12 protein-coding genes and 4 tRNA genes are annotated in these 14321 nt (G+C 55.0%); 1 reads left to right on the forward strand and 15 read right to left on the reverse strand.

The window, feature by feature from the left end; translation table 11 throughout:
• Positions 1–1432: cell wall metabolism sensor histidine kinase WalK (locus tag LBO03_05850; protein ID MDR3349111.1), on the forward strand; the 1432-nt coding region annotated here is incomplete at its 5' end.
• On the opposite strand, the gene pstA is transcribed toward LBO03_05850, so the two are convergent.
• The 15 genes from pstA to LBO03_05925 all read right to left on the reverse strand — a co-directional run bounded on the left by pstA (position 1433) and on the right by LBO03_05925 (position 14183).
• A complete protein-coding gene (gene pstA / locus LBO03_05855; GenBank protein ID MDR3349112.1) occupies positions 1433–2302 on the reverse strand; it encodes a phosphate ABC transporter permease PstA in 870 nt (289 codons plus the stop codon). It lies immediately after the preceding gene.
• 1 nt (position 2303) lies between these two features.
• Entirely contained in the window at positions 2304–3215 is a 912-nt protein-coding gene (pstC, locus tag LBO03_05860) for a phosphate ABC transporter permease subunit PstC (protein ID MDR3349113.1), read from the reverse strand.
• 88 nt (positions 3216–3303) lie between these two features.
• Positions 3304–4176, reverse strand: coding sequence for a phosphate ABC transporter substrate-binding protein (locus LBO03_05865; protein MDR3349114.1), 873 nt, complete (start codon positions 4174–4176; stop codon positions 3304–3306).
• A gap of 121 nt (positions 4177–4297) precedes the next feature.
• Positions 4298–4945: a phosphate signaling complex protein PhoU gene (gene phoU, locus LBO03_05870; protein ID MDR3349115.1), complete on the reverse strand. Its 648-nt coding sequence runs from the start codon at positions 4943–4945 to the stop codon at positions 4298–4300.
• Positions 4946–5731, reverse strand: coding sequence for a phosphate ABC transporter ATP-binding protein PstB (gene pstB / locus LBO03_05875; GenBank protein MDR3349116.1), 786 nt, complete (start codon positions 5729–5731; stop codon positions 4946–4948).
• A gap of 597 nt (positions 5732–6328) precedes the next feature.
• Entirely contained in the window at positions 6329–7024 is a 696-nt protein-coding gene (locus LBO03_05880) for a response regulator transcription factor (protein ID MDR3349117.1), read from the reverse strand.
• A gap of 143 nt (positions 7025–7167) precedes the next feature.
• Positions 7168–7443 carry an HU family DNA-binding protein gene (locus LBO03_05885; protein MDR3349118.1) on the reverse strand — a complete coding sequence of 92 codons (276 nt, stop codon included), beginning with the start codon at positions 7441–7443 and terminating at the stop codon, positions 7168–7170.
• 98 nt (positions 7444–7541) lie between these two features.
• Positions 7542–9008 carry a nucleoside triphosphate pyrophosphohydrolase gene (mazG, locus tag LBO03_05890; protein ID MDR3349119.1) on the reverse strand — a complete coding sequence of 489 codons (1467 nt, stop codon included), beginning with the start codon at positions 9006–9008 and terminating at the stop codon, positions 7542–7544.
• A complete protein-coding gene (locus LBO03_05895; protein ID MDR3349120.1) occupies positions 8987–10585 on the reverse strand; it encodes a polysaccharide biosynthesis protein in 1599 nt (532 codons plus the stop codon). The genes mazG and LBO03_05895 overlap by 22 nt, the downstream gene beginning before the upstream one ends.
• A gap of 16 nt (positions 10586–10601) precedes the next feature.
• The gene (gene gltX / locus LBO03_05900) at positions 10602–12077 is read right to left on the reverse strand and encodes a glutamate--tRNA ligase (GenBank protein MDR3349121.1); all 1476 of its coding nucleotides are present in this window, start codon (positions 12075–12077) and stop codon (positions 10602–10604) included.
• Between the two features lie 169 nt (positions 12078–12246).
• The gene (locus tag LBO03_05905; GenBank protein MDR3349122.1) at positions 12247–13452 is read right to left on the reverse strand and encodes a DEAD/DEAH box helicase; all 1206 of its coding nucleotides are present in this window, start codon (positions 13450–13452) and stop codon (positions 12247–12249) included.
• 98 nt (positions 13453–13550) lie between these two features.
• Positions 13551–13639: transfer RNA gene (locus tag LBO03_05910), tRNA-Leu, on the reverse strand.
• A gap of 14 nt (positions 13640–13653) precedes the next feature.
• Positions 13654–13728: transfer RNA gene (locus LBO03_05915), tRNA-Cys, on the reverse strand.
• 286 nt (positions 13729–14014) lie between these two features.
• Positions 14015–14089, reverse strand: a tRNA-Gly gene (locus LBO03_05920).
• Positions 14090–14107: 18 nt separating this feature from the next.
• Positions 14108–14183: transfer RNA gene (locus tag LBO03_05925), tRNA-Phe, on the reverse strand.
• Positions 14184–14321: the final 138 nt, after the last annotated feature.

Raw genomic sequence — 14321 nt, forward strand, 5'->3', positions numbered from 1 at the left:
CGGCGAAAAATTCTTCTTCGCCGCCATACCTCTCGGCAAACCGCCCTTCAAAACAGTGCTCAGGGTATCCTCGCCCGACACCATGTCCGGGACGGTCATCGGCGATTTTTTAAGGAGCATGCTGGCCGCCTTTTTACTTTTAATCATTCCCGTAACCCTGGCCAGCTCCCATTTGGCCGGCCGCCTGCTCCGTCCGCTGAAAAAAATAACGGAAGCCGCCACTGAATTGTCGCTCGGGCATCTTGAACACCGGGTCGATTATCGCAATTACGATGAATTTACTCTTTTAGCGCACACCCTCAACAAGCTGGCCGGCGGCTTGTCTTTCAAGATAAAAGAACTTTCTTCCGAAAAACAGAACCAACAGCTGATCCTTGAACACATGGACAACCCTATAATCGTAACCGACAATGCCGGGCGGATAGTTTCCATAAACAACCGCGGCCGTTATGTTTTTCATCACAACAGAAACACCTGCCTGATCGGCAGCCACAATCTAGAGGTCGTCGGCAGCAGCCTGCTGGACTCAACTATCAAAGAGTGCCTTAAAACTACGGAAGACGCTACCATCGACCTTAAAATAACCCGTAACCGGATTGATTATATTTTCCGCGTTTTCATCAGCCCCATGCCGTCATCCCCCCGCCCGGCGGACAGCAACATACTCTGCGTGTTTCACGACGTGACGGCACTCCTGGGGATTTATGAGCGGCAGATAAGTTTTGTCGCCAACGCTTCGCATGAATTGTCCACTCCGCTGACTTCCATCGTCGGGTTTTCCGAAACCCTTTTGGACGGGGCGATAGACTCGCCGCCGCTGAGTCGGAAATTCGTGGGCATAATACACGAGGAAAGCGTCCGTATGCAAAAAATAATCAAAGACATCCTGCAGCTTGCACGCCTTGATTCGGGAGAATACCGGCAGGCCATAGCAATATCCGCCTTCAGCGCCAAAGGGTTCATGGAAAAGGCCAAAAAACGCCTCCGCCAGCAGATAGCAAGAAAAAAGCTGTCCGTGCATATAATCTACAAACAGCCGCCGGGGAGGGTCCTCGCCAACGCCGATTGGCTTGAGCAGATACTGCTCAATCTTTTGGAGAACGCGGTCAAGTATTCGCACGATGGCGGCAACATAACCATAACTTACGACCAGACGAGCCGCTTCGCCGTATTTGCCGTCAGCGACGAGGGCGTAGGCATAAAAGCCGAACAATTGCCGTTTATTTTTGAAAGGTTTTACCGCGCCGGCAAAGCGGCGGCCAGAAAAAGGACCAGCGGCACAGGTCTTGGCCTGGCCATAGTAAAATTCATCGTGGATTTGTTCGGCGGGACTATAACCGCCGAAAGCAATTTCAATGTCGGCTCCACATTTATCGTGAATATACCGCTGGCGTCTTACGAGGACGAAACCGAACCCGGCGCGATCGCTTGATCAGCGCAGCCCGGCCCGCCGTTTGATGAATTTTTGCAGAAGGTGAAACGCCGCGTTCAGCAAAAGCGCCGTTATTATCAACAGCGCCGCGCTGCCGCTGGCGACTGCCGACCGATCCGGCGCAAGGCCGACCGACATGACGTACCATATATGTACTGCCAAGGTCTCGCCGGAAGCCAAGAGGTCAAAATCCGCCATGCGCCGCGAAACTGTAGTGCCGGCCGTAAAAATCAATATGGCGCTTTCGCCGGCCGCCCGCCCGCAAGTCAGCGTAAGCCCCGTCATTATGCCAGGCAATGCGCTCGGCAGCGTTAATTTCCATATCGTCTGCCATTTGGTCGCCCCCAAAGACAGGCTGGCCTCACGGTACGTTTGCGGCACCGCCCGCAAAGCCTCTTCCGTCACCCTGGCCAGCAAAGGAAGGTTGAGCATGGACAACGCAAGCGCGCCGCCGATAATGCTGAACCCCAATTTAAAGTAGTTCACAAAAATGATCATGCCGAAAAGTCCCAGCACAATTGACGGGACAGAAGCCAGGCTTTCTATTGATATCCTGACCGCCCTAGTCAAAAGGTTGTTTTTCGCGTATTCGCTAAGGTAAATTGCCGTGCCCGTGGCAAGCGGCAAAGATACCGCCACCGACAGGGCTATTATGTAAAGGGTATTAAAAAGCTGGGCGCCCACCCCGCCGCCGGCCTGGCTGTCCTTGGACGCGCCGACAATAAAGGCGATCGTCAGTACCGGCAGCCCTTTGTACAAGAGATAACCCAGAAAAATAACCAGCAGGCCAAAAATCAACAGTGCCGCGCCCCAGAGCGCCGCCAGCGCTATCTTGTCGTTCCTCCGGTTGCGCGCGGCGAAATCCGTCATCTTAAAATGCCCTCCGGCCAGCAATTTTTCTGACTATGGCAATCATAAAAAATGATATGAGCAAAAGAACGAACGCCATTAAAAACAGGCCGTTGCTCCAAGCCGAATCAAAAGGGGCGTTGCCCATCTCCAGCACAATCTCGCTCGGCAGCGTACTGGCGGGAGCGAACAAGGAATCGGCTATTTGGGGAGCGTTGCCGACGACCATCTGTACGGCCATTGTTTCGCCGATGGCGCGTGCCATCCCCAAAACAACCGCAGTCAAAAGCCCCGGCAGGGCGGCCGGTAAAATTACCCGCCAGATGGTCTGCCAGTAGGTCGCCCCCATGGCCAGCGACGCTTCTTCCAAGGTGTTCGGCACGGATCTTATCGCGTCTTCGGAAATGTTCACAATCGTCGGTAAAATCATCACGCTTAAAACGAGCGCCGCGGCGAACAGGCCAAACCCAGCCGGGACACGGAAAAATTCCCGTATAAACGGCACTATGACCGTCAAGCCGACAAAACCGTAAACAACGGATGGTATCGCCATGTAAAGGCCAACCGCCGGTTTCATAACCGCGTAGAGCTTGGGCGGCGCGGCCTTGGTTAAAAATACCGCGCCGGCGATCCCGAGGGGCGCCCCTATCAGCGTCGCCAAAAGCGTAACGAAAATACTGCCGGAAATAAACGCCAAAGCGCCGTATTGCCCTTCCAAAGGGTTCCAGCGCGCGGAAAGGAAAAATTCAAAAAAACTTACTTGCGCGAAGGTTCGCATTCCTTGCTGCCCAACGAAAAAAACCACCGCGAAAACCAAAAAAGCCATAAAACCGGCGCACAAGGCAAACAACCGCCCACCCAGGCGATCGTAAAAATTATGTTTGCCGGCTTCGCTCGCCTGTTTTTTGTTTAAAAGCAAATTATTTTTAGCCATGAAAATGTCCTGCGTCCATTTTTCGCGCGGCGCGAGCCATTCAACGCCGCCCACGGTTTCCCAGAAGACGTGCCGCTATTGGGCGGCTTTAGTTTTTTGCCGTTTGCGCGCGTCCCTGCTTTGCCTTTTTAAGTTTGGCTATAGGAATAAAACCGCTTTTTTCTACATATTTGTCTTGGAAACCTTCGCCCAGCACAAAGTCGATAAATTCTTTTACCGCGCCTTTGGGGTCGCCCCGCGTGTACAGGCGCCCGGAAGCGTAAATCGGATACTTGCCGGCGATTATGTTTTCAACGCTGTATTTTGCGCCGTCAAAAGACAGTTCCTTCACGCTGTCGTCGACATAAGCGGCGTCGATATAACCGATCGCGCCGGGCGTTGTCCCCACCGCCGCCCTTACCGCGCCGTTGGAATCAAATATGATTTGGTTGTCGGTAAATTTTTTATTTCGCAGCACCAAATCAGCGATCGCCGCCCTTGAACCAGAACTGAACGGCCGCCCAACGACGGTTACCGGCCGGTCGCGCCCGCCGACTTCTTTCCAGTTGCTTACGCCGCCGGAGAAGATATCGGCGTATTGCCGCGCCGTAAGGCTGTTTACCGGAACGTCCCTGTTGACAATAAAGACAAACGGTATGCCGGCCAGTATATGTTCGCGCAAACCCTTGCCCCTTAACGAAACCTGTAATTGCACATCAGAACTGCCTATATCGACGTAACCCGCCGCCGCCTGGTTCTGCCCGGTAAAAGAGCCGCCGGCGGAAAGGCTGACGGTAATGTTTTCATGCATATTTTGGAAATCTTCCTGCCCCGCCTTCAACAGGGGCAGGAGAGCCGAAGAACCGGAAGCGCTGACTTTTACCGTCTGATTGCGCGCTCCGCCGCATCCCGTCGGCAAAAGAAGCATTAAAACCAACGCCGCCGCGAAAAAAAACCAGTTTTTCTTGCCCTCAAAGCCCACTCCGTCCAAAGCCTCCCCCTGCGCGCACGCAAACGCGCCACGGCGGCCCTGCCGCCAAAGCTGCGCCTTGCGGCCAAGGCGCAATTATTTTCGCCGTTTTGGAAAGCGCCGCCGGCGCACGTCATTTTATTCTCCGCCCGGTCGCCAAAAATACCACGCACTCCGCTATATTGCTGGCATGGTCGCCGGCACGCTCAAGGCAGCGGGCAATATACAAAAACTGGCTGGCCTGGCCAATCGTGGACGAATCGGCGGCCATGCAAGTCAAAAGTTCCCTTAGCAGCGATTCGCACAGTGCGTCCACCTCGCCGTCCGCCCGCAGCACGGATTCCGCCAGGCCGATATCCATTTCAAGGTGGGCGCGCAAGGCGTCTTTTAACATAGCGCGAACTTTTTCCGTCATGGACGCTATATCTTCCAAGGGGTTGGGCAAAGGCCGCCTGCCTATTTCAATGGTCACTTCGGAAATGTTTTTCGCGTGATCGCCCATCCGCTCAAGATCTATTGTTATTTTCAGCGCCGTGCCGAGAATACGCAAGTCGGTGGCCAAAGGTTGCTGGAGGGCGATGAGCATCAGGCATTTGTCCTCAATCGCTATTTGCATCTCATCGATCATATCGTCATTTTCAATTATTTTTTCTGCCAATTGAACGTCATGCCCCTCCAGCGCGCTCAAAGCGTCCCGCAGGGCGCCGTCCACCAAAGCGCCCATCGCCAGCAGGTCGTTCTGCAAGCCTTTAAGGTCGTTGGTAAAGTTTTTTCTCGTCATTTACCCAAACCTCCCGCTGATATAGTCCTCCGTGCGTTTATCGCTCGGCTGTATGAATATCGCCTTGGTCATTTGACATTCGATCATTTTCCCGTCCAAAAAGAAAGCCGTAAAATCCGATACGCGGGCGGCCTGCTGCATGTTGTGCGTTACTATCACAATTGTGTATTTTGTTTTCAGTTCATAAATCAATTCTTCCACCCTGAGGGTGGATATCGGGTCCAGCGCCGAGCAGGGTTCGTCCATCAAAAGGACATCCGGTTCCACCGCCAGCAGCCGGGCTATGCACAACCTTTGCTGCTGCCCGCCGGACAGCCCCATAGCCGGCGCCGACAGGCGGTCTTTGACTTCTTCCCACAAGGCTGCCCCCATCAGGCTTTTTTCCACAATAACGTCAAGTTCCGCGCGCCGAGGGTTGCCATGTATCCTAGGGCCGTAGGCGACATTGTCGTATATGCTCATGGGAAAAGGGTTTGGCCGCTGAAATACCATCCCAACGCGTTTGCGCAAACCGGCCACGTCAACGTTAGGGTGATAAATATCCTGCCCATCGATCAATATATTGCCGCTTATCCTGACATTTTCGATCAAGTCATTCATACGGTTGAGGGTTTTGAGAAAGGTAGATTTGCCGCAGCCGGAAGGTCCGATCAAGGCGACGGCCGTGTTTTTCCCCACTTGCAGCGAAATGCCTTTAAGGGCGTGGCTTGCGCCGTAAAACAAATGCAGGTCGCCGACTTCAATTTTTTTAACGTCCAGGACAACAATCCCCCTTGTTGCGCCAATAACGCAGCGCCCGGTTTAACATTGCCGCCGCTCGCAAAACAACAAGCCGCCTTCTCCGGCAAAAGGCGGCGGATAAAACATAGGCCAAAATATTCAGAGCCTGTAAACACTGCCGTTCAACGCCCAGCTTGGGGCGAATTTTCCGCCATGCTTTGCTCCAAAGCCTCGCTTGACCTACTGGTTCGCCTGCGCTTTGCGCCGCGCCTGACGAAAAATTCGCTCAAAATCTAAACTTTTCGGATAGAGTCAACAGGCGCCGACAACAGCCGGACATAGTCAGGGGTTTCTTTTGTTGAACGGGGCTTCACGCCGCGCAAGCTTTGCTGCCCGCAACGCGAAGTCCCGTTCAAGACAAGATTTTTCAACAAAACGCAACGGGCCGCCCCCATAGGGCTGCCGCAAAATAGCGCCAACACGCCTTGATGCGGCAGCAGTCGGTAAATCTGCCAACCCCGCGCATTGCAAAACGTCCGTCCGCCGGCACGGTTTGCGTGCCGCTTGGCGTCCGCCATCTCCGAACAGCCAACTTTGTTTAGGCATAGACGCGTCCTTGGCGCGAGGCGCCCGGCCGCCATTTGCCGGAAGCGCCCCCGGCGTTCAGGAAAGGCCAATAAATCGGTAGCCAACCTTGCGCACGGTTTCAATCGCGCTGACTATTTTCTCATCGGCTTCCAGTTTGGCGCGCAAATGCCGCACATGCACGTCGACCGTCCGCGTGTCCCCGTAATAATCGTAGCCCCAGACCTTCTCCAGCAATTGCTCTCGGCTGAACATTTTGCCGGTATTTGTGATAAAAAATTTCAAAAGGTCAAATTCCTTCGGTGTCAAATATAATTTTGTTCCGTTGAGCATTACGTCATGTCGGTCAAAATTCATCTGCAAATTGCCGACCGTCAATTCGCTGGCAAAACCGAGGTTTTTGCTTGAACGCCGCAATACGGCTTTTACCCTCGCGAACAGCGCCCGCGGGCTGAAAGGCTTGGTAATGTAATCATCCGCCCCCAGTTCCAAACCGAGAACCATGTCGATTTCCTCCTGTTTGGCCGTCAGCATAATAATCGGAATGCCCGAAGTCTGTTTGTTTGCCTTCAGTTGCCGGCAAACTTCCAGGCCGTCAATGCCAGGCAACATTAAATCCAGAATTATCAAGTCGGGATTTTCTGTTTTAACTTTATTCAAAGCTTCTGCGCCGTCACTTGCCTCAATAGTCAGATAACCTTCCTTTTCAATGTGAAATTTGACCAGTTCCCTGATATTTTCTTCATCATCCACAATCAAAACTTTTGTTTTCATGACATACACTTCCTGTAAAACAAATTCCGAATGAAGCAAGTCAGGCTGATATCAAGGGCACTTTACCCGCGCGGCCCACAGGCCGGGCGGACGGCTTGAATTCACGGATTGCGGACGGCAGCTTTGCGCAAGTTCGGAATGGACTATTTATTGGTAAGCTCTTTAAAGCCCTTGCCGGCCTTAAACACAGGAACCGTCGACGCGGAGATGTTTATTTCCTCTTTTGTCCGGGGGTTTTTCCCTATGCGGGCGCCGCGTTCCCGCGCCTCAAAAGTGCCGAAGCCGATGATCTGCACTTTGTTTTTGCCGGCAACCTCATTTTTGATGCTGTCAAGCATTGCATTCAAAGCTTTTTCCGCATCCTTCTTGCTAAATCCCGTCTTCTCGGCTACGCTCGCAATAAGTTCCGCTTTGTTCATTCCTAATTCCTCCTAAAGAATTTTCATAACGCCAAATTATAATGCCTTTTTATCCTTGCACAAAGTTGCTAATTCGCTATATATACTGTTTTATCCTGCTAAAAAATTTTTCCTTGGCTATTTTTATTTTTTGCCTGCCGCCAAAACACGTCCAATTGTTCCAAAGTGAAGTCGCCCCAACTTTTCCCGCTCTGCTTTACGCAAGCTTCGACATGGCAAAACCTGTTTTTAAAACGACCGTTCGCGGCGCAAAGGGCAATTTCAGGATTGCAGCCGATATGCCGCGCGAGATTGGCCAAAGCGAAAAGCACATCGCCCAATTCCCACTCCATCATATCCGCCCGGCCGGCGGCTTGGGCCTTGCGCAACTCGCCTATCTCCTCATGCACCTTGTCCCATACGCCCGCTGTTTCCGGCCAGTCAAACCCCACCCGCCCGGCTTTGTCCTGAAGCTTGCAGGCGGCCATAAGCGCCGGCAAGCCTTCGGGAACGCCATCCAGGACGGATTTTCGTTCCTTGTACTCTTTTTTCTTGATCGCTTCCCAGTTTTTGATGACCTCCTGGGCGCCATCAACCTGTATGGCACCAAAAACGTGCGGATGCCGCCTGCGCATTTTCGCCACGACTTCGTCCACTACGTCCTGCATTTTGAAAAACCCTTTTTCTTCGGCAAGGCGCGCGTGAAAAACAACCTGCAAGAGCAGATCGCCCAATTCGCCGCAAAGTCCGGCGTAATCTTCTTTATCGATCGCCTCCAGCACTTCATAGGTTTCTTCGATCAGATACTGCCGCAGGGACTTGTGATCCTGCTCCATGTCCCAAGGACAGCCGCCGGGCGAACGCAGCCCGGCCATAATTTCCGCCAGGGGGGAAACATCCATCTGCCCCGGCGGCCGCCGCGGCACATAAAGGGACGTCAGGTGATCGATGTTTTTCATCCTGTCCAATTCAAATAGCGGTATTGTCAGCATTTCCTGTTCCGGCAAACCCAGCCGCCGCAAAAATATTACCGGGAATTCATCGGGGCGGGTCTGCATCAGCGCCAATTTTACCTCCGAGGCCGCCCGCTTATCATAAATCTGCGTTACAATCAGCGGCAGGTCGCCCGCGCGGCTGAACTCGCCGGGCGACAACGCGTCCGCGATCGCCAGGCCGTCCGCCGGGTCGATATTCAACTGGCCGAAGGCGACGTCAAGAAAACTTATGGCCGGCAAAACGGTAATTTCAATATTTTCCCGCCGCGCCAAGGAGCGCAGAAGGGAGACCGAACGTTCCGCCACCAGGGGGCTGCCCGGCACGGCGTAAAGCACGTTGGCGCCCCGCGCTTTTTCAAGGCATATTTCCGCCATCCGCTCATATACTTTGGTAAAATTTTCTTCGCGATAACAATCGTCAAGGCAAGAGTAAGCTATGCCATACTCGCCCAGCCCTTCAACTGCCGGATGCCGTGCGGTGCGCAGGATTACCTCGTCCGCCCGCCTCATGGCGCTGATGGTTTCCATGGAAAGATATCCGGCCGCGCCCGGCCCCAAGCCGGCGACGGTCAATTTTCCCTGTTTTTCCATAATTTATCCCTCACCGCGAAAATTTTAATTATCCAGCGCCCCAGCACTGGCAGCCCGGCCGCCTCCGCCCGCGTTACGCAGCCCGTAAGCGGCAGGAGCGGCAAATAGGCGAACGCCCCCGCGAAAATCGCCGAAACAGTGGCAAGCCCGTCGGCCCCCGTCGCCCAAAACACCAGCCGATAAACCTCGCGCGCGCAAACGACCATAAGGCCGGCAGCGGCAAAAACGCGGGCGGCGGCCTTCACCGGGTACAGAAAGCCCGTGTATTTGTACAAAAAGAACAAATTCAAAAGCGCCGACAAAGCAAAATCAACGACGCTGGCCCAGGCGGCTCCGGCAATCCCCCAGGCGGGCAGGGCGGCAAGCGACCACGTCAGGCCGACTTTCACCAGCGCGCTGGCCAGCATGTTGCCCATAGGCGCGCCGGCGCGCCCCATTCCTTGCAGTACGGCGGCCGTTACCTGCTGCAAGCCCAAAAAGAAAATGGCGGCGGACATTATCCTTATGCAAAGGGACGCCTCGGGCGTACCGTACAAAAGCCGGGAAACGGGTTCGGACAATACGGCCAGGCCCAAAAAGCAGGGGACGGTAATGACGCAAGCCAAACGCGCCGCCAAATTCGTAATATTGCGCAAAGCGGCGGCATCCTTGAGCGCGTAGGACTCCGAAACAGCCGGGACAAGGCTTGTCGCCAAGGATGTCGTCGGAATGGCCGCCATCATGACCAGCGGCAAAGCCATCCCGGCCAAATAGCCAAACAACGCCGTGGCCTCCCTCACCGCAAAGCCGGCGGCCTCAAGGCGCGCCGGCACGATCAAGGCATCGACGCTTGCCACTAAAGGAATCATTATATTGGCCAAAGAAACCGGCAAGGCCAGTTTAGCCAATTGTTTGGCCAACGGCCAGGCCGGCGGCGTTTCTTTCGCCAAAGGCGGCGGATGGCCGCCGCGGCGCCAATAAAAGAACAATAGAACCAGCAGCCCGCCCGCCGTTCCGGGCACAGCACCGAAAGCCGCGCCGGCCGCCGCGTATTCAAGGCCGTATTCAAACAGCCGCCAGGCGAGGAAAAGCATTGCGGCCACGCGCAGGATCTGTTCGGCGATCTGCGAAACCGCCGTTGGCAACATTTGCTGGAACCCTTGAAAATATCCGCGCATGCTCGCCAGCGCCGTCGCAAAAAAAACCGCCGGCGTCAGCGCCACAAGGGCGTAATAAGCTCTCGCGTCCCTTATTATATGCTGCCCGACCAACCAGCCCGCGCTCCAATATAATACAAAGGAAAAGAACAAACCGGCGCACAGCATGGCGGCCAAAGATATTTTAAAGGCTTTTTGCGCCCCCGCCCTGTCCCCCACCGCCAACCGGCCGGCCATGACAATGGAGATGGCCACGGGGATGCCGGCCGACGACAGGGCCGAAAGCAAAAGATAGACCGGATACGCCATCTGGTAAAGGCCTATCCCCTCGCCGCCTAAAAACCGCGACAAAAGTATGCGGTTGACCGAACCGGCGATTTTGACCAAAAGCCCGGCCGCGGTCAAGATCATGGCTCCGCGCAGAAATTTTTCTTCAGCCAAATTCAAGCCGTCCTTATTATGGCGCGCCTGCACAGCCTCTGATGTAACAAACGGCGGCCTTCAGCCTTTTTATGGTTAACTCGCGCCCCAAAAGAACCATTACATCGAAAAGGCCGGGGCTTACCGTCCGCCCGGTCAGGGCCAGCCTGCTCGGATGTATCAATTCTGCCAGTTTCACGCCCATTTGCGCGGCAAGGCCGCTATATATGCCCTCCAGGGCGGCCACGTCGAACATCTCCGCTTTCGCCACGGCCTCGCCGCACAATTTTAAATATTCGGCCGCTTGCGGGCTGAAATATTTTTCCACGCCCTTTTGGTCGTAACCGTCCAAAGCGCAAAGGAAACAGCGAGCCGCCTCCGCCAGCTCCGTCAGCGTCTTGACCCGCACCCGCACTATATCGACAAGTTTAAGCAAATATTCTTTGCCGCCAGGCAAGGCTTCCTCCCCCGTACCCGCCGCCGCGCGCAAAAAGGGCATTGCTTCCGCCAGCACTCTTTCCGCCGGCAGAGTTGAAAGATATTGGCCGTTCATCCAGGTCAATTTTTTCACATCGTACACGGCAGCTTTTTTCGACATTTTGTCAAGCTCAAACCGGCCTATCGCCTCCTCCGGCGTGAAATACTCCTGTCCGTCCCCCGGCGACCAGCCCAAAAGGGCAAGATAATTGACGATAGCTTCCGGCAGGTACCCCTGCCCGCGGAATTCTTCCACGGAAGTCGCCCCGTGCCTTTTGCTGAGCTTGCTCCGATCAGGCGCGAGAATCATCGGCATGTGGGCGAATATGGGCGGCGTAACGCCCAAAGCGCCGTAGAGCAGCATTTGCTTGGGCGTGTTGGAAAGATGTTCTTCCGCGCGCAGGACGTGGCTGATTTTCATCGCGCCGTCGTCGACGGCACATGCGAAGTTGTAAGTCGGCATACCGTTTGACTTGAAAATGATAAAGTCGTCAAGCTGGTCAAGCCGGAAAACCACTCGGCCGTGTATGACGTCGTCAACCGCTACCTCGCCCTCCGCCGGCACCTTAAGGCGGATCGCCGGCCTAAGCCCCGCAGCCAGCTTCTCCCGCACGGCTTCCCCGCTGAGGCGCCGGCAGGCGCCCAAATAGCGGAAAGGCTTGCCGGCGGCCTTTTGGCGATCCCTTTCCGCATCCAGTTCCGCCGCCGTGCAAAAACACGGATAGGCCTTTTTATTTTCCAGCAGCCAATCAACGCTTTTTTGATAAACCTCCCGCCGCCGCGATTGCCAATAAGGCCCGCAAGACCCTTCCCGTTCGGGTCCCTCATCCCAGTCCAGCCCAAGCCATTTAAGGCTGCTCAGTATCTGGCCGGCCGAGTCTTCTTTCAGTCGCTCCATATCCGTGTCCTCTATCCGCAAAACAAAGCGGCCGCCGTATTTTCGGGCAAACAGCCAATTAAAAAGCGCCGTCCGGGCGCCGCCTATATGCAGATAGCCGGTCGGGCTGGGCGCAAAGCGCACCCTTACTTCGTCCATGCTCAATACCTCTTTTGCGCGATATTGCCGCCGCGTTCGTTATTTCGCAACAGGCCGCCGCGCGTTGTTTGCGGCGGCAACTGTCTGCGCTTTACAATAATTATAACACACAAAAAGAAAAAGACCGCGGAAAAAGCCGCGCGGCAACCCCAAAAATATAAGTGAAGCGTCAGCGGCGCGCGCCATATTTTTTGCCCGGAGGTTTGACCGGCTTTTTGCCGCCCACAGGTTTTTTTTTCGCCGGGGCGCGCGTTATTTCGTCGCCGGCCGGATTGCGCGCGCGGAATTTAAAGCCGAGCTTTTTTTCCAGCGCGTCTATTTTTCTTAGCTCTTCCGGCGTATAAATGGTTACGGCCATTCCAAAAGCGCCGGCCCGCCCCGTGCGACCCGCCCGGTGCACGTACTGCTGGCGGTCGGGCGGCAGATCATAATTGATCACATGGCTGACCCCTTCCACGTCCAGCCCACGGGCGGCCAAATCGGTGGCCACCAATAACTGGATGCGCGCCCGGCGAAAATCGCGCAATATCTTGAGCCGCTTTGTCTGGGACAGGTCGCCCCGCAAAACGCCGCAGGAAAACCCTTCCGCCCCCAGCCATTCGCCGATGTCCGACGCGCTTTCCCGCGCGCCGCAAAAAACTATGGCAAGGTAGGGATTGGAATGACGCAAAAGCTCCGCCAAAGCCCATTTTTTCTTGTCGGCGCTGACCTTCATTATCCAGTGCCCAATGTTTACCGTGTCCAGCCTGTCCGCGTCAATATCCACCAAAACGGGCGCTTTCATTATTTTTTTCGCCAAGTCGGCCGCCGCTGGCGGCAAAGTGGCGGAACAGACTACCGTCTGCCGCTTCGCACCCACAAATAAAGACAACTGTTCTATATCTTCGAGGAAACCTCTTTGCAGCATCTCGTCCACTTCGTCCAAAACAAAAAAGCTCACGCCGCCCAAAGCGGCCGAACGTTTCCTTAAATGATCGAGCAGCCGGCCGGGAGTGCCGACGAGGATATGCGGCGCTTTGCCCAGTTTGTCTTTTTGATCGTAAAAATCCTGCCCGCCCAATATGTTTAACACTTTCAGATCCATGCCGCCGGCGAGTTTCTTTGCTTCCCCCGCTACCTGCACCGCCAGTTCCCGGGTAGGAGTTACGACCAGCGCCTGCGGGTAAGGTTTTTTCCCATCGGCCTTATGCAAGGCGGGAATAAGGTAAGCCATGGTCTTGCCCGTGCCGGTACGCGCTTTGACCAAAACATCCCGGCCTTTCAGGATCGGCGGGATAGCCGCCTCTTGCACCGGCATGGGCTTTTTTAAGCCGGCGCCCGGCAGAAGGCGCAATATTTCATCTTTTATGCCCAAAAAGGCGAACCCGTCAGCCATAACCGCTCCGCCGCGCAACGAAACGCGCGCTTTCCCAACAATATCGCCGCGCAATTCCCGGCAAGGGGGAACCTTCGCGGCGCAAATAACGAACCCTATGGTGCCGAGGACCGGAATCGAACCGGTACGGGGCTCTCGCCCCGAGGGATTTTAAGTCCCTTGCGTCTGCCAGTTCCGCCACCCCGGCATATATAAAAATAATGGAGGCGGCACCCGGACTCGAACCGGGGAATAGAGGTTTTGCAGACCTCTGCCTTACCGCTTGGCTATGCCGCCCTGTCGGACAGACAGGTTTTATTGGCCGAACGGGCTTTCGTCGCTAAAGCGGGCGCGAACCTCCCGCTAAACTGCCACCTGCCGAAGAGGTGAGCCAGCGCATAAACGCGCGCCAAAAGCCAAAACAAGAGAACAATCCTCTTAAAAACGCTTGCGCGAAGCAAGCTGAAACATAACCAAAATCGCTTTTCGATCCCGAACAAATCTCTTTGCGCCGCTTCCCGGCTTCTTCTTGGTTCGCAATGTGCCGCTAAAGCAAGTTCCGGCAAACGCGGCAAATAAAAATTGGAGCGGAAAACGAGATTCGAACTCGCGACCCCCGCCTTGGCAAGGCGATGCTCTACCACTGAGCTATTTCCGCACTCTCTTTAAATGGATATGGTGCCGCAGGGCAGAATCGAACTGCCGACACGAGGATTTTCAGTCCTCTGCTCTACCGACTGAGCTACCGCGGCAAAAGCGATTGAATTAACAGCAAGGATATTCTATGCCAATTTATAATATTTGTCAATGTTTTTTCGCGTCCGTTTTCCGGGGGGGGCGCGCCCCCCCCCCCCCCCCCCGGCGGGGGGGGGGGGGAGTGAAGAATAGGA

The organism is Acidaminococcales bacterium, assembly GCA_031290885.1.
Classification (GTDB): domain Bacteria; phylum Bacillota; class Negativicutes; order Acidaminococcales; family JAISLQ01; genus JAISLQ01.